Origin of the sequence: Saccharibacillus sacchari DSM 19268 (assembly GCF_000585395.1) — a bacterium.
GTDB classification, from domain to species: domain Bacteria; phylum Bacillota; class Bacilli; order Paenibacillales; family Paenibacillaceae; genus Saccharibacillus; species Saccharibacillus sacchari.
Map to the genome: position 1 here is coordinate 2705614 of NZ_KK073875.1, position 15591 is coordinate 2721204.

A 15591-nucleotide genomic window follows, 5' to 3' on the forward strand; every position below is an offset into this window, starting at 1 on the left:
GCGAATGAAAGATTGGACAACGGAATCGCCAAAATCCTGCTCGTGGACGATCAGCCGCTTGTTCGCCAAGGAATGAAATACATCATCGGCGCGCAGCCGGATCTTGAAGTCGCAGGCGAGGCCGGAAGCGGACCGGATGCGGTGAAGGTCGCGCTGGAGCAGCATCCTCAGCTTATTTTGATGGATGTCCAAATGCCGGAGTTTAACGGAATCGAAGCCGCGCGGCGCATTTTGGAAAAACTGCCGGATTGCAAAATCGTCATTTTGACTACGTTTGATACGGAAGAGTATGTGCTGGAAGGGATTCGCGCGGGAGCGATCGGCTATTTGCTGAAAGATACGGAGCCGGAGGAGCTTTTAACTGCGATTCGTGCCGCATTGCGCGGCGAAGTCATTTTCCGCACCGCGCTGGCCGGGAAGCTGATCGGTCAGGCCTTGCAGCGGCAGGGGGACAATGCTTCGGATTCGATGACCACGAAGCTGCTCCAACCTTTTACCGCGAGAGAACTGGAAGTGCTTCAGCAGATGGCCTACGGATTACGTAACGAAGAGATCGCGGCCAAGCTGTTCGTCAGCGAAAGCACGGTGAAGACGCATGTACATCGAATCCTGCAAAAGTTCGACGTACAGGATCGGACGCAGGCGGTGGTGTACGCGATTCGCAACGGGATCGTGGAGTGAAGGGAACGGACACAGAAGACGCGGAGCGGCGGAGTGCGGTCGCATCACCGCTTATCCACAGAGCCGACGGCGAACAGAGCGCCGTCGGCTTCTTTTTGCCTGGGGATAACCGATTTTCCGCGTCTGCGCATCCATCCACAGGTGGATAAGCGCCTGCGGCAAGAGCAACCCCTCGGTGGACGCGGTGCCTCCTGAATCGGGATAAGCTTAAGACATCCCAAAAACAACAAGGAGGCAACACACATGACCGCAACGACCTGGATCTCGACGCTCGCTATTTTCGCTCTTCTCACTTGGAGTACATTCGGCCGCAAGGCATTCAATCCGGTTCGCCTGATTATGCCTATTCTGGTCATCAGCTACTTCGGCGCCACCTACCTGAAAGACATCCCGAGCGACGGCAATAACGGTTGGCTGCTCGCGGCGTCCGCCGCATTCGGCGCCCTGATCGGCGCGCTGCTGCTGACCATGTCCCATATCGAATATGACGGCAAAAGCCGCAAGACTTACGTAACCAACGGCATCGCCAGCATCGGCGTTCTGTCGATCATGTTCATCCTGCGCATCGGACTGGTGCAATGGGTGACCAGCCACGGCGAGACCGCTTACCGGTACTCGCAGCTGCATCATTTTGACTTGTACATCATCGGTCCGGCATTTATTTTCATGGCTGCTTCGATGCTGATCGTGCGGATCGTCGGCCTGTTGATTCGGGTGAAACGCACGCGTTCGGAAGCGGTATCCGGCTGGAGTGCCTAATGAATACGCTTGGAAAAACAGCACCGCAAAACAGGTCGATTAACGGACATTCATCCGCTGATCGACCTGTTTCGTTTTTGCCGAAGATTGTTCGCAGGGTTTGCAAATCGCCTTTTACCATCCGTTATTCCGTCAATACAGGCTCGTTCAACAGCAGATCGACCATACCCGGAAAGCGGCGGTCCAGGTCTTCCTTTCGCAGAGAGTAGAAATGTTCCTTGCCTTGAAAACGCGGTTGGATCAATCCGGACTCGCGCAGAATCTTGATATGGTGGGATAACGTCGATTTGGAAATGTGTTCGACTTCGAAGCCGGAGCAGTTTTTCTCGCCCGAGCGAGCCAAACACTGAACGATCTTCATGCGTACGGGATCGCCGAGCGCGGCACATACGGTCGTTAAATCCATTTCGGAGATCGAAGGAAGGGTTAGAGTTTTCATGGTTGTAGGGTAGCACAATCGCGGATTGAATACAAATTTCGAAAAAAATCGAACTAAAGATTGCGAAGCGGCGAGAGAGTGTGTTATATTCCTTTTCAGTTCGAAAAATATCAAACAATAAATGATGCAGCAGCATTGTTTCGGGAGGATTAACCATGGAAACGTTGACGGTATTGAATACGTATTTTCGCTTGTTCGACGCGGCGCGCACGGATGAATCGGCAATGAACGACTTGTTGTCGCTGTTCACGGAAGATGCGGAGATCGTGCTGAACGGCAATAGCCGAAACGGCTTTGAAGATTTCGTAAGAGCCTTCTACGCGCATAACCGCGACGTCAAACATATGTGGGACGGCTGGGTGCTTCAAGCGGACGGCAGCTACCATACCAATTGGGCGGTATGCGGCCAGACGTCGGAAGGTGCGGTCTATGCGAAAACGGGCGTGGATATTGCTCGTTTTAACGCGGACGGAAAGATTGTGTATTTGGAAAACGTGCCGACGGATAAGGATGCGTTCGGAAAATATACGTCTTAAGCGCGATCTCTCTGAAAAATAGGAAAGCCGCCGCAATCAGGTCGAATCCCTGACTACGGCGGCTTTTTGCTGTCATTTGTTTGAACTCAAGCTATCCCTTAATCGATCCCACATATACGCCTTTCACGAAATACTTCTGCAAGAACGGATACACCAGAAGGATCGGGAGCGTCGAGACGACGATGGTGCAGTATTTGACCAGTTCGCGGTAAGCGGTGGCGCTGCCTGCGCTGTCGATCACGACGCCGCCCGCGCTGCCCATGGTGGCTGCGCTCGTATCGTTGGCGACGAGGATTTCTTTTAACAGCAATTGCAGCGGGAACTTATCCCGGTCTTGCAGAAGCACCATCGCATTGAACCAGGAGTTCCAGTTGCCGACGAGATAGTAGAGGAAAATGACGGCCAGCGTCGCTTTGGACAACGGGATGATGACGCTCAGCAGGATGCGCGCTTGGCTTGCTCCGTCGATCGTCGCAGCTTCTTCCAACTCCTGCGGCAGCGCCTGGAACCCGGTTCGCAGGATGATCATGTTCCACGTGCTGATCGCGCCGGGTAAGACCATCGCCCAGATATTGTTGTACAGCCCGATGTCTTTCATCAGCAGGAACCACGGGATCAGGCCGCCGCCGAAAAACATCGTGATGGTGATGACGATCATGATGTACTTTTTAAAGAACAACTCGCGACGGGACAAGACGTACGCGCCCATGATCGTCATGACCATGTTGATCGCCGTGCCCAGCCCGACGTACAGCAGCGTGTTGGCGTAGCCGACGATCAGGGCGTTGTCGCGGAAAATCAGCTTGTAGCCGTCGAGGGTGAATCCGAGCGGCGCGAGCAGCAGTCCTTTATGCGCGACCAGCTCGCTCGGATTGCTCATCGAAGCGAACAGGATATGCACGATCGGGTACAGGCAGACCAGCGTAAGTATCGTAAGCAGAACGTAGATCGCGCCGTCGAACAATCGGTTGCCCAGCGATTTGTATTGGACCATTTGCGGATTCTCTCCTTTCGAACGCGGGTGTGACGGTGTCTAACGGCTTACCACAGGCTGACTTCGGATTTTCGCCGGGCGATATTGTTCGTCATCCACAGCAGTCCGAAGTTGATGACCGCGCTGAACAGTCCGACCGCCGTCGAGTAGCTGAGGCTGGCTTCGCGCAGACCGCGGCGATACACGTAAGATGCGATCACGTCGGCCGTGTCGTAGGTGAGCGGGTTGTAGAGCAGGATGATTTTTTCGTAACCGGAAGCCATAAGGCCGCCTACCGCGAAAATGAACAGGATCACGATGGTCGGCGTAATCTGCGGAAGGGTGACATGCCACATTTTTTGCAGCCGATTCGCGCCGTCCATATCCGCGGCTTCGTAGAGCGACGTATCGATCGAGCCCATCGCGGCGAGGTAGATGATGCTTTCCCAGCCGATGCTTTGCCAGATGCCCGAGAACACGTACAGCGGCCGGAACATGGACGAATAGCCGAGCAGGGACGAGTATTCTTTGCCCGTGATCCATTGCAGCACCTGCGTGATGATCCCTTCGTCGGCGGTGAAAATATGGATCATGCCCGCCACGACCACCAGCGAGATAAAGTGCGGCATGTAAGTGATCGTTTGCACGGTGCGTTTGAACATCTTATTGCGGATCTCATTTAGCAGCAGCGCCAAAATGATCGGGGCGGTGAAGCCGAAGCCGATGCCCCACAGATTCAGCAGCAGCGTATTTTTGACCACCCGCCAGAAGTACGGACCTTGGAAAAAGTCGACGAAATGCTTGAAACCGACCCAAGGACTGGCTTCGAAACCGAGCAGCGGTTTGTAGTCTTTGAACGCGATCAGCACGCCCCACATCGGCCCGTAGCAAAAGATGATAAACCAGGCGAGTACGGGGATCGCCAGCAGGTAGGGAAACCAGTTTTTGCGTACGTCTTTGCGGATCATCAGCGACGTTTTCGGGCGTTCGGACGCGGCGAGGGCGTTGCCTTTTTTGTTTTTGCGCAGCGTTAGCACCGGTCGGTCACCTCCTTTTTTTCAATAGGTCGGATGGATTAACGTTGGTTGTACCGATCCAGCGCGGCTTGGTGCAAGCTCAGGAACTCGTCGAGACCCATCTTCTGCGCTTCGGCCAAGAATTTGTCGTACGCGTCCACCGGCATCTCGCCCATGATGATCTTGGCGAAATATTCGCTGCGCAGCGTCGCCAATTGGTTGCCGAGTTCCGCTTCGCGCGAAGCTTCGGCCTGGGTGAACGTGATCGGAGGCATGGTCATGCTCGCGTCCATTTCTTCGGTCCACGTTTTGCGGATATCGCCCGAGTAGCTGCCTTCCGCCACGATCAGCGGGTTGGAGTTATGCTCGTCGCGGATGTCCGGCCAGTTGTGCATGCGGTATTTGTGCAGCGTCGTCGCGACCGGCTGGCCGTCCGGGTCTTCGTAAATGTAGCTGTCGGCCGGATAGTAAGGCTTGCCGTCGGCGTCGATCAGATGGACTTTGCCGTATTCGCCGTAGTTGAGCAGCTCCCAGCCTTTTTTCGTATAACTGAAGTCGAGGAACGCCATCGCCGCTTCCACGTTCTCGGCCTGCGTGGTGATCGCGGCGTTGGTGCCGGCGCGCATGAAGTTTTTGTAGCTGACCTGCGGCTGGTCGCCTTCGTTGAGCACCGGATTCGGCGCGCCCACGAAGTCGAAATCGTTTTGCTGTTTCCAATAACTCCACATCGTGTCCGGGGAATCCATCATGACGGCCGTTTTGTCCGAAATGGCGGTCGCCATGCGCTGATTGAAGTCGGCCGTCGCCCAGTCGCGGTTCAGCAGCCCCTCTTTGTTCCACTGCTGCATCGTCGTCAGGTATTCTTTCGCTTTAGGCTGAGCCGGACCCCATTTGACTTTGCCGTCCGCGTCGAGGAAGGTCCAATCCCAGACGCCGTAAGCGCCGTTGATGATGCCGGTGAAAAGCTGGCCGTAGCTCGAGCCGTAGTTGAGCGGTTCGGAATAGCCGACTTCTTTGGCTTTGGTCAGGAACGCATGCCATTCGTCGACGGTCGTCGGCACTTCGAGACCGGTTTTGTCCAGCGCTTCCTGCTTGATCAGCATGCCGAACCACATCCACTCGGAGTAAGGCGCGATGCCGTAGAAGCCGAGCAGGCGGCCGTCGTCGGTGACGGTCGTTTTGCGGCGCATCTCGTCGGAGTTGCGCCATTCGCTGTAGTTCGGCGCGTTTTTCTCCATCTGTTCGGTCAGGTCGATATACGCGCCGTCGTTCACGCCCGCTTCCAATCCGCCCGGGTAACGGCCCGGATCGATGATGATGTCCGGCAGCTCGCCCGAGGAGATCATGAGCGTGAACGAATCCGCTTCTTGGCCGACCGGCGGCGTGATGAAGTTGACCTTGATGCCCGTCAGCTTCTCTACCTGATCCTGCACGGCCTGCGTGTTCATGTCCGGCACGTCGGGGTTGGCCGGCATCCAGACATCCAGCGTCACGTCGCCCGGGAACGGATAGGCACCGTAATGGCTCGGGATTTCTTGTTCGAAAATGTCGCCCAGATATGTATCGTTGAGCGTGTCGTTGACTTCGGCGATTTGCTCCGCGGTCGGCTTGTCGTTGCCTTTGATATCGCTGCCGATGTCCGTAAAAGCGACTTGCTCCTGCTTGCCCGCGGCTTCCGTATCCGTCGCTTCGGCTTCTTCCGGTTCACTGCCTCCGCTGCTGCATGCGGTAGAGACGGCGAGCGCGGAAACGGCGGCCAGCATCCCGATCTTTTTCGCGAATGTTTTCATGTTCATGTCGTGCCCCCTAATCTGTATAGTGATATTCGATTAAATGGTAACGCTTACAATAGATGGCTTCAAGAGACGGATCTTTGGTCTTACGGACGGATTTTTGGATGTTTGGCAGAAAAGGCGTTTATTCGCCGGAAGGAATGTGCAACGGCTGATCATTGCCGAGCGGCGTGCCGAAATCCGGCGTTCCGTCCGCGTGCCAGCCGAATTTTTGGATGCGCGTGGCGCGACGTGCCGTATCTTCGCCGGGAGCGGACAGCGCGTGGAACACGATCCAGTCTTCCTGTCCGTCCGGCGAAGTCGTGAAGCTGTTGTGACCGACGGCATAAACTTGGGCTTCGGCATTTTTTCGGAAAACGGGCTGAGGCGACTTGCTCCAGGACTCCGGCGACGTCGGATCGTCGTGCTCGTCCATCGTCAGCATGCCGAGGCAGTAATCTTCCGACCAAGTGGTGCTGGCGGAGTAGATCAGGAAGATGCGCCCGTTGCGGCGGAGAATCACGGGACCTTCGTTGATCGCCATGCCGCCCTGTTTTTCCCAATCCAGCGTCGGCGCGGTAGCAGCACGTGTTCATCGTTTTGCAGCGTGTACGGGTTGTCCATGCGCATGATATAGACGGCCGAACCGTAATCGGGAAAACGGCCGTAGCCCGCATACAGGAAGTACAGCTTGTCGCCCAGTTCCAGCACGGAGCCGTCGAGCCCCGGAGCGGGTGTCGGCAGCGCGCCGCGCCATCTCCATTCGCCTTCCATCGGATCGGGACCGGCGTTTTCCAGCACGCACACTTGCCGGGTATCGTCGCCTCCGCCGTCGTTGGCCGTGTAATAGATGTACCAACAGCCGTTCAGAAAATGAATTTCCGGCGCCCAGAGGTGGTGACTGTGCCTGCCGCCGGGTTCCGGTCTCCAGACGATTCGGCGGTCGCCGTCGGCAATCGTCGTCAAACGGGGCGAGCGCAGTAGTTCGAGCACATCGCCTTTGGTGCACATGAAATAGTAAAATCCGTCGGTATGCCGGTAAACCCAAGGGTCGGCTGCATGTTCGGCGATGGGGTTGGAAAAGGTTAAACGGTTCGTCATCGGGGTTCTCCTTTGGCGTTGAGGATAGCTTTATTATCTCGGAGGGGGCGGAGAGGAACAATTGTGAAAACGCTTTACTTTTACCGCGAAAAAGAGGATGTTTGTGGCGGAAACGACGGTCGAAAAACGTTCATTCGGGAAAGAAATTTTGAAATCGCTCCGAGTCCTTCAAAAACTACTCAATAATAAAAGTGACGATCGCTTATTAAGCGACCGTCACTTTTATTATTGGTTTAGTGGGTTAGAACTTATAAAAGAGTTCGCCTGATTTACTTTCCAAGATCCGTTGGTATAAACAAGAAAAATGTTACGGAAAAGAATCTCCATGCTATTTGTCGCTTCGTTTAATCCCATATCCTTGCTTTGAACTAATCTGGCTGTTTTAAGACCCGTATATTCAATATAGAATGACGAAGAAGCAGGTATGGCTTCATGCTTCAAGCCTTTATCTTGAATCAATGTGTTAATCAATTGATCTGTAAAATGTCCGCGAAAATGAGTTCTGACTTGTTTGATCGAAGATAGATCAGTGGCTTCATTTAATTTATTGATCAGCAGATTTTGAGTGTTTAAAGATATCTTTTGAATAGGATTTATTGTAGAAGGAGCCTGTTTTAAATTAACTAAAATTTGCTTTCCTTCGGACAAGATTTTCACTTGATTTGCTTGTTTATTCCATGAAACGTTTGCCCCTAAAGATTGACTCACGAATCTTGCAGGAACATAAGTTATTCCAAAATTGGAGAAAGAAGCTGTATCAAGTTCCAAGTTTTCCTGATTTACAGTCGCTACCTTTGACCCTAATACTAGACTGATCTCAGTATCTTCTTTTTTAATCTCAATCCTCTTATTCTCCTTATTCCAAGTGACTTCAGCACCCAGTTTTTCTGACACAAATCGAACAGGAACCAAGGTTCGGTTGTCTTGATAGATCCCTTCTGTAAGTTCATATGCATCGGAAGTTGCGCTTAAATTAGAAGGGGGACTTAATGCTAGTAAGATGCTAGATGCAAATAGAGCTAAAAGCGACTTTTTTTTCATCATATAATCCTCCTTTTGAAGGTCAGGCTTTCCGCTGATGCCGCACGCGCCATTCGAGCGGCGTGATCCCGGACGACTTGACGAAAAATTCGTAGAAGCGGCTGGAGGAGGTGAAGCCGACTTCGGAGGAGATGCTTTCGATGGCTTTGTCGGTTTGTTGAAGCAGGCGCTTGGCCTCCATCAGGCGCAGGTTGATCATATATTGCTTTGGGGAGATTCCCATCGTTTCGACAAACTTTTTGCGCAAATTGCTCTCCGATAAAAAATGCTTCGAAGCCAGCTCGCCGATGGTGATTCCGGTGTAATAGCTGGCGTGGATTTCTTTGAGGACCTCTTGAATCACGCCTGAATCTCTCGAGCCGTAAGGAGTCTGCGCATCATGGCTTCGTTGGAACAACAGCAGCGCCGTCTCCAACGCAAGCCGCATCAAATGCCGGGCATCTACATTTTCATGCGCGGATTTCCATTCGTGTTCAAGTCTCGACAAGCAGATCTCCGCCCAGCGCAACTCTTCCCCTTCAAGCGCCGCATGCCGAATCCGTTCCTGTTCAGGCTCTGTCCCGACAAGCGGGTAACGACTATGTACCGGAAGCCGATCATGTTGAAAATGCACCGAAATTCCCTGCCAAGGCACGGTGCATACAAACCCGTGATGCAGCCCCGGCGGAATCAACACGATATCTCCCGCGCTTACCTTAATATTTTGCTCCGGCGAACTATAATATCCTTGCCCTTCCAGGATCAGCGTCAACTCGTCGTATTCATGCGAATGCGACATAAACAGACCTTCCCCCATCTCAAAGTTAAACGTATGCGGCTTAAAACGCTCAATGCTAACAATCACTTGCGCTTCCTTGTTCTCCATCTGCCCGCAACCTCTTCCCTGGGATTGCCCTGCCAATCGTTAACCTTCGGATTTACTTCTTCATTTACAAATTATCTTACCCAACAACCTTGCCTCGTACAATGAATTCCCTATTTCTTACTTCCTATCCCCAATCCTCAAAAGGCTTGTTCATTTTGCGAAAAGCCGGAAGCGGAGGAGAAGGGTTTAGTGAAGGAGCGAAGCGCTCGCCTTTGCAATCGGGAAGCTTCTTCCTCGTCTAATCCGGCTTCCCGATTGCAACACGCGACCGAAACAAAATCTTCTCCGTAGCTTCCCCTTTTCCAACTCAAATAAGAATTTTAAGTTTCACTAAAGCTTCACCCTCTAATATAAAGCCAAGAACAAACGACACCCCAATCCGAACTACCCGAAACTTTCAACAAGAAGGGAACGATTATAGATGAAAAAAACAACGAAGATCCAAAAAACCAAAAGATTCCAAGCGAAAAAACAGACCGGCCTCGTCATTTTCCTCGGCGCGATGTTGACGCTCTCCGCGTGCACCTCGGCAGCCGATACCGCTTCAACGGCAGCAACGACGACCACCACCGCCTCAACCTCGACATCGACGCAAACGACCTCTGCCACAACATCCGTCACTACGGCTTCCGCAAGTTTGAGCGGGGTGACCGCCGCAAGCCTGGTGACGCTGGACGATGAAGATTATGTAACGGAGGCCGGTTCCGACGCGACGACGATCACGTTGGCAGGAACAAGCGCTTCGGTAGAAGGAACGGGCGCCGAAGCTGCGAACGGTTCGGTGACGATCAAGGCGGCAGGTACGTACGTGATCAGCGGATCGCTCAGCGACGGACAGATCATTGTGGATACGGCGGACGCCGATTCCGTGCATATTATCTTGAACGGCGTAGAGCTGACGGACAGCAACAGTGCCCCGATCTACATCAAATCCGCAGAAAAGGTGATTCTGACGCTCGCCGAAGGTACGGCCAATACCGTGACGGACGGTTCGACGTATACGCTGAATACCGATGAAGAGCCGAGCGCGGCGATCTTCAGCAAAGCCGATCTGACGATCAACGGAACGGGAAGCCTGGTCGTAACCGCCAATTACAATGACGGGATTACGAGCAAGGACGATCTCAATATCGTAAGCGGCACCCTTGACGTCAAAGCGGCGGACGACGGCTTGGTCGGCAAAGATCGCGTCTATATCGAAGGCGGCACGATCAGCATCGATGCGGCCGGCGACGGAATCAAATCCACGAATGACGAAGATACGGAAAAAGGCTTCGTTGCGATCAAAGACGGCATATTCGAAATCACGGCCGGCAACGACGGGATTCAAGGCGAAACGAATGTAGTCGTGGACGGCGGGGAATTCAATATTGTCACGGGCGGCGGCTATGAAAACGGACCGGAACACACCGAGGAAATGGGCGGAGGCTTCGGAGGAGGCGGCTTTGGCGGCGGACAGCGTCCCGAAGGCGGCAGCGGCGGCCCCGGCGGAATGGGAGACCCGGGCACGGGACAAGGTCCTGACGTAGACAGCAGCGGCGCGGCTTCGGGTACGACCGGCACGGACGCATCGACAGACGGCCCTCCAGCTTTACCGGACGGCGCACAGCCTACAGGCGGCGGAACGCCTCCGTCCCTGCCAAGCGATGCAAGCGGAACGACGACCGATGCGACGACCGATTCTGCGGCAACGACGACAACCGAGACGGAATCCGACAGCATGAAAGGCATCAAGGCAGGCGCGACATTGACGATCAACGGCGGCACATTCGTCATCAACTCGGCCGACGATGCGCTGCACAGTAACGGCAAGGTTGAAGTGACGAACGGCGATCTGCAAATTTCGACGGGTGACGATGCGATCCACGGCGAAAGCGATCTGATCATCGCGGCAGGCACCATCGATATCCAGGCCAGCTATGAAGGCTTGGAAGCTGAAAACATTACGATCGACGGCGGCGATATTAACGTAGTCGCGAGTGACGACGGCGTGAATGCGTCAGACGCTACGACCGCTACGACCGCTACGACTACAACGGATGCAACGGCTTCTACAGAATCTGCAGCAAACGCGACATCTTCGGCAACGGTGGTTACGGCTTCGGCAACTGCGAACACAACCGCTTCTGTGACGACGGCAAGCGCATCGTCGACGGAATCGTCCACAGATGCCACAGGCGATACGGCAGCAGGCAACCAATCCAGAGGCGGCTTCGGCGGCGGCATGGGTATGAGTTCGGGCAATGCGCAGTTGACGATCAATGGCGGCACGCTCACCGTGAATGCGGAAGGCGACGGTCTGGATTCCAATGGATCGATCACCATGACAGGCGGCACGGTAACGGTATACGGACCGACGGGTGACGGCAACGGATCGCTGGACTACGACGGTACCTTCGAGATTAGCGGAGGAACACTCGTCACAGCCGGAAGCGCAGGCATGGCACAAGCACCAAGCGACGATTCCTCGCAGCTCTCCATCGCGATGACGTTTACCGACACGCAGGAAGCGGGAACTCAAGTAGAGGTAAAAGACAGCGAAGGGAACACGATTGCCACGGTGACGCCGTCCAAGCAATTCCGTACGGTCGTGGTGAGTTCGGCTGATCTGCAAGACGGCAGTACCTACACCGTATCGGCCGGAGGCAGCGACGTAGTCACCTTTACGCTCTCGGGCAGCCAAACGACCTGGGTCAATGAGTCCGGAATCACGACAGGCAATACCGGCGGTATGATGGGTGGAAGACGCTAAAGGCAGGAGAGAATTACAGCTGCAAACAAGAAACCGGATGAATGCCGACCAGGCTGTTCATCCGGTTTTTTTGTCGGGTAAAAAAAGTGTTGAGACTGGGAGAACGTCCCGAATTTGAATTTTCACTGGAAGCATGTTATATTCTTAAAAAACAAGAACACATGTTCTTTTCGCTGTCTGAAATCCCGATAGGACGCAGGATGCGGGTCAAAAGACCGATGCCGCATGCCTGAGTGAGATTTGTGAAAGATTCCCGTATAATCTAATCAATCCAATTTATATTACAGCGAGGAGGCGCTTGATTTGCTGGAACTGACTGCATCACATATTGATTCGCTCGCCCCGAACGCCGCTGCGGCCAAGAATGGTCGCGGACTGGTATTGAAGAACAAATTCGTCAAACTTAACGTGTCCGAGGAAGGCGACCTGATCTTCGGAGAATGCTCCGGCAGCGGGAAGTCGAATTACATCTGCTCGGTCGACTTTGTTACTCCTGAAAATCCGGTGTCGCGATGCAATTGCCCAAGTCGGCAGTTCCCCTGCAAGCATGCGCTAGGTCTGATGTACGCGTATGCGGACGGCCTGACTTTTGAAAAGGCGACCGTGCCGGAAGACATTTCGTCCAAGCGGGAAAAGGCCGAGAAACGAGAAGAAACGAAGGCGAAGCGCGAGAGCGGCGAACTGCCGCCGGCCAAGCCGAAGAAAGTGAACAAGACCGCGCTCAAGAAGAAAATCGCCCAACAGCTCGAAGCGCTGGATGAACTGGAGAAGATCGTCGTATCGCTGGTACGCGGCGGGCTGGGAACAGCCAACGCCCGAACCGTGAAAGATCTGAACGATCATGCCAAGCGGCTGGGCAGCAGTTATTTGACCGGAGCGGAGAACGAACTTCGCCGACTGGCGCTGCTGCTGGAACAAGACGATCGCGAGAGCGGCTATACATATGCGGCCGAGCAGCTTACGCTGTTGAACGCTTTTATCAAAAAGGGGCGCTCCTATCTTCAAACGAAGCAGGAAGATCCCGAACTGGCTCCCGATTCGGAGTCGACGATCGAAGAATGGCTGGGTCACGCTTGGCAGTTAGCCGAATTGAAAGAAGCCGGACGAGTGAGCGAGAGCGTCGAATTGCTTCAATTGGCTTTTTACACGTATCGGGACGAAGCGCGCAAAGAGTTCGTGGATACGGGATTTTGGCTGCAACTGGGCGAGGGCAAGATTCACCGTACCGTACAGTACCGTCCGTTCAAGGCCGTGAAGTACATGAAGGAAGAAGACAGTTTCTTCAGCGTGGCGCAGATCTCGGAACTCTATCGCTATCCGGGCGGCATGAATGCGCGGGTGCGCTTTGAAGGCATGATCCCCCGTCAGGCGAACCATGCCGATTACGACGGTATTCGCTCTGCTGCGGCAGCTTCGATTCCCGATGCGGTGAAAGCCGTGAAAAATCAGTTAAAAGATCCGCTGGCCGATCGTGCTCCCGTTGTGTTGCTGAACGCTGCGCGAGTCGCTCAAACCGAGAACGGCACGTTTGCTCTGGTTGACGAAGCGGGCAATACCCTTGAACTGGGAGACGTTTATCGCTTGCCGCAGCCTACGACGCCGTTGTTATCGCTGGTCGATCCTTCCTTGCTGGAGAATTGTGCCGTGCTGGCGATGTTCGAGCACCAGATGGATACGGGGAAATTGGTCGCGCAGCCGCTGACGTTGATTCAAGGCGAGCGGATTGCCAGATTGCTGTATTGATCCCTTTTACGGGAGGTGGATTTCATGAGCATGCTGCTACAGGAATTACACGGCGAATTGCGACGCCTTTATATTGCAGGTAGCGATTTAGCCGTTGATGATTTTCGTTTGAAAAAGCTGGAGCCAAAGCTGACTGCGCTTGGCGAACGGGCTCCCGTGTTCAGACGAATCGCCGAAGGGGTCGCCGAATTGATCGGACCCGGAGTGCCTTTCGAACGGGCGGTGCGATTGCAGGACGTGTCGATGCTATTGAACTCGGTGTTGGCGACGCAAGGGAAGACAGAGGTTGACGGTACGGGTAGCGAGGCCGATATCACTCCGATTGCTCTCGATAATCGACTGCCCGATCTGGCGACGAATCATTCTTCGCGCGAACTCGGCGAAGTGCGGCAAGCGCTGTCTTCATCGGGCAGCGGGCGTTACGAGGTGGTGCTTTCGGCTTACGAACGCGGGCTTTTTGATGATCTGCGGATGCTGCCTATGGCCGTTCAGGCGCTGGGCGATTCGTATTCGGAGATTGCCGATTTGGCGACGGAGAAGATCGTGCCGGGATACGGATCGGCTATCGTCGCGTATCTGCTGAACGACCTTGATATTCAAGGCGACAAGGCGCATGAACGAAGATTGCAGGTCGTCAAAAAGATCGGCGTAAACCCGGAAGACCGGGCCTCGATCGATAAGCTGATTTTAGCTGCCGAACAAGGCGGAGCGAAGATCGGTCCTGCGGCGATCGCTTGTCTGGGTGCCGACCCGGAATGCGAGCAAAGGTTGCTGGACTGGTCCCGTGATTCCAAAAAAACGGTGCGCGAAAGTGCTTATTTTGCATTATCCGTACTCGATTCGATAGCTGCACGCGATCGTCTGTACGAAGCGTTGAACGGTAAGGACGGATTGATGGCTTCCGAAGCGATCCAACCTTCAATATCGCAGGCGTTAGCAGAAAGACTGATCACGCTGTACGAAGAAAAGTTGAAAGATCACGTGGACAAAAAGGTCAATTCGATCAAGGAGCTGCGCCCTCTTTTGAATGCGCTGGGGAAGGTGCGCCATCCGTCGCTGGAACGGCTCTATACGGAGATGGCACAGGATTTGTCGATCTATCCGGTATTTCAGCGATTGGCCAGAACGGAGATGGGTCAGGTTACCGGTGCCGCCGCCGATTATTTCGTCAGATCGAATACGATCAAAGCCCTTGAGCATATCGAGCGAATGGCAAAAACATCTCCGACGATGCTGGTCCATTACGCTGTTCCGCTGGCGAGACGCATACTCTCCCCGGCCGAAGTCTATGAGCGTTACGCAGGTTCCGAATCGGGAAAAATCAGGATGTCGGACGACTTGTTGTTTATGGTCTTTCGCGAAGCGCTATACAGCAGAGCAGGCGGGTATGATCGCAGACGCCCCCAAGCGCAGATCGAAGCGGAGTGGGATCCCCGTTGGCTGGATTGGGCGATCGATCATGACCGTTTATCCGTTGCTGCGGGACTTGCCCGGCTCGGTAACGATAGGCTTCTTCCTTATTTGAAGCAGGCGATTCGCAACAATGCTTCGCCGACGATCGAAAATGACAGATACAACGTGTTGGGCGCTGTGCAAAACGTACCGTTTGACGAAGAGACGCGTTTTGAGTTGCTGATGCAGTTGATCGAAGCCCCAAATTGGAATCGTCCTTCTACGCTTGCTTATGCCGAGTTCGCGCTCACGGTCGAGGCGAGCGATGTTCCGGTAAACCGAATCGACGAGGCATTGCGACGCATCGAAGGGATTATGGCCGGAATCGAACGAACGGACTATAAAAGAAGGCTTCAAGAAGCAGTGGATACGCTTCGCACCAGACAATCGGCGGCACAGGCAGAAGCAGGCGAATAGCGACTGCGTCCGTGAATAAATATCCTATCCAAATACCGGGAGGA

Annotated in this window: 14 protein-coding genes; 6 read left to right on the forward strand and 8 right to left on the reverse strand. The window is 54.1% G+C overall.

Annotated features, from left to right (window positions below; all coding sequences use genetic code 11):
• The first annotated feature begins 12 nt into the window (after positions 1-12).
• Both SACSAC_RS11630 and SACSAC_RS11635 read left to right on the forward strand, forming a co-directional pair.
• The gene (locus tag SACSAC_RS11630; RefSeq protein WP_037292687.1) at positions 13-681 is read left to right on the forward strand and encodes a response regulator; all 669 of its coding nucleotides are present in this window, start codon (positions 13-15) and stop codon (positions 679-681) included.
• A gap of 243 nt (positions 682-924) precedes the next feature.
• Positions 925-1440 (forward strand): CcdC protein domain-containing protein, encoded by a 516-nt coding sequence (locus SACSAC_RS11635; protein ID WP_037286478.1) that lies wholly within the window; start codon positions 925-927, stop codon positions 1438-1440.
• A gap of 124 nt (positions 1441-1564) precedes the next feature.
• Here the strand turns inward: SACSAC_RS11635 and SACSAC_RS11640 are convergent, their stop codons facing one another.
• Complete coding sequence (locus SACSAC_RS11640; protein WP_245608625.1) at positions 1565-1846, reverse strand: ArsR/SmtB family transcription factor; 282 nt, start codon at positions 1844-1846, stop codon at positions 1565-1567.
• Between the two features lie 188 nt (positions 1847-2034).
• Between SACSAC_RS11640 and SACSAC_RS11645 the strand changes: the two genes are divergently transcribed.
• A complete protein-coding gene (locus tag SACSAC_RS11645; protein WP_051507055.1) occupies positions 2035-2415 on the forward strand; it encodes a nuclear transport factor 2 family protein in 381 nt (126 codons plus the stop codon).
• A gap of 91 nt (positions 2416-2506) precedes the next feature.
• Here the strand turns inward: SACSAC_RS11645 and SACSAC_RS11650 are convergent, their stop codons facing one another.
• The 7 genes from SACSAC_RS11650 to SACSAC_RS11675 form a co-directional block, all read right to left on the reverse strand.
• Entirely contained in the window at positions 2507-3409 is a 903-nt protein-coding gene (locus tag SACSAC_RS11650) for a carbohydrate ABC transporter permease (RefSeq protein WP_037286483.1), read from the reverse strand.
• 47 nt (positions 3410-3456) lie between these two features.
• Positions 3457-4425: an ABC transporter permease gene (locus SACSAC_RS11655; RefSeq protein ID WP_037286486.1), complete on the reverse strand. Its 969-nt coding sequence runs from the start codon at positions 4423-4425 to the stop codon at positions 3457-3459.
• A gap of 38 nt (positions 4426-4463) precedes the next feature.
• Complete coding sequence (locus tag SACSAC_RS11660; RefSeq protein ID WP_245608626.1) at positions 4464-6200, reverse strand: type 2 periplasmic-binding domain-containing protein; 1737 nt, start codon at positions 6198-6200, stop codon at positions 4464-4466.
• A gap of 121 nt (positions 6201-6321) precedes the next feature.
• The gene (locus SACSAC_RS28710; protein WP_342666458.1) at positions 6322-6720 is read right to left on the reverse strand and encodes a family 43 glycosylhydrolase; all 399 of its coding nucleotides are present in this window, start codon (positions 6718-6720) and stop codon (positions 6322-6324) included.
• A complete protein-coding gene (locus tag SACSAC_RS28715) occupies positions 6696-7277 on the reverse strand; it encodes a family 43 glycosylhydrolase (protein WP_342666459.1) in 582 nt (193 codons plus the stop codon). The genes SACSAC_RS28710 and SACSAC_RS28715 overlap by 25 nt, the downstream gene beginning before the upstream one ends.
• 225 nt (positions 7278-7502) lie before the next feature.
• Complete coding sequence (locus SACSAC_RS11670) at positions 7503-8321, reverse strand: stalk domain-containing protein (RefSeq protein ID WP_084778020.1); 819 nt, start codon at positions 8319-8321, stop codon at positions 7503-7505.
• A 19-nt stretch (positions 8322-8340) separates the two neighbouring features.
• Positions 8341-9183, reverse strand: a complete 843-nt coding sequence (locus SACSAC_RS11675; RefSeq protein WP_037286491.1) for a helix-turn-helix transcriptional regulator — start codon at positions 9181-9183, stop codon at positions 8341-8343.
• Positions 9184-9604: 421 nt separating this feature from the next.
• On the opposite strand from SACSAC_RS11675, the gene SACSAC_RS11680 reads away from it, so the two are divergent.
• The 3 genes from SACSAC_RS11680 to SACSAC_RS11695 all read left to right on the forward strand — a co-directional run bounded on the left by SACSAC_RS11680 (position 9605) and on the right by SACSAC_RS11695 (position 15547).
• Positions 9605-11935 carry a carbohydrate-binding domain-containing protein gene (locus SACSAC_RS11680; RefSeq protein WP_084778021.1) on the forward strand — a complete coding sequence of 777 codons (2331 nt, stop codon included), beginning with the start codon at positions 9605-9607 and terminating at the stop codon, positions 11933-11935.
• 303 nt (positions 11936-12238) lie between these two features.
• Positions 12239-13678 (forward strand): SWIM zinc finger family protein, encoded by a 1440-nt coding sequence (locus SACSAC_RS11690; RefSeq protein ID WP_037286497.1) that lies wholly within the window; start codon positions 12239-12241, stop codon positions 13676-13678.
• A gap of 24 nt (positions 13679-13702) precedes the next feature.
• The gene (locus SACSAC_RS11695; protein ID WP_037286501.1) at positions 13703-15547 is read left to right on the forward strand and encodes a hypothetical protein; all 1845 of its coding nucleotides are present in this window, start codon (positions 13703-13705) and stop codon (positions 15545-15547) included.
• Positions 15548-15591: the final 44 nt, after the last annotated feature.

Bases quoted from the DNA above. Each gene is read 5' to 3' on its own strand.
- SACSAC_RS11680 (WP_084778021.1), top strand. From the start codon at position 9,605: ATGAAAAAAACAACGAAGATCCAAAAAACCAAAAGATTCCAAGCGAAA.
- SACSAC_RS11645 (WP_051507055.1), top strand. From the start codon at position 2,035: ATGGAAACGTTGACGGTATTGAATACGTATTTTCGCTTGTTCGACGCG.
- SACSAC_RS11635 (WP_037286478.1), top strand. From the start codon at position 925: ATGACCGCAACGACCTGGATCTCGACGCTCGCTATTTTCGCTCTTCTC.
- SACSAC_RS11650 (WP_037286483.1), bottom strand. From the start codon at position 3,409: ATGGTCCAATACAAATCGCTGGGCAACCGATTGTTCGACGGCGCGATC.
- SACSAC_RS11660 (WP_245608626.1), bottom strand. From the start codon at position 6,200: ATGAACATGAAAACATTCGCGAAAAAGATCGGGATGCTGGCCGCCGTT.
- SACSAC_RS28710 (WP_342666458.1), bottom strand. From the start codon at position 6,720: ATGGCGATCAACGAAGGTCCCGTGATTCTCCGCCGCAACGGGCGCATC.
- SACSAC_RS11670 (WP_084778020.1), bottom strand. From the start codon at position 8,321: ATGATGAAAAAAAAGTCGCTTTTAGCTCTATTTGCATCTAGCATCTTA.
- SACSAC_RS11675 (WP_037286491.1), bottom strand. From the start codon at position 9,183: ATGGAGAACAAGGAAGCGCAAGTGATTGTTAGCATTGAGCGTTTTAAG.
- SACSAC_RS11695 (WP_037286501.1), top strand. From the start codon at position 13,703: ATGAGCATGCTGCTACAGGAATTACACGGCGAATTGCGACGCCTTTAT.
- SACSAC_RS28715 (WP_342666459.1), bottom strand. From the start codon at position 7,277: ATGACGAACCGTTTAACCTTTTCCAACCCCATCGCCGAACATGCAGCC.
- SACSAC_RS11640 (WP_245608625.1), bottom strand. From the start codon at position 1,846: ATGGATTTAACGACCGTATGTGCCGCGCTCGGCGATCCCGTACGCATG.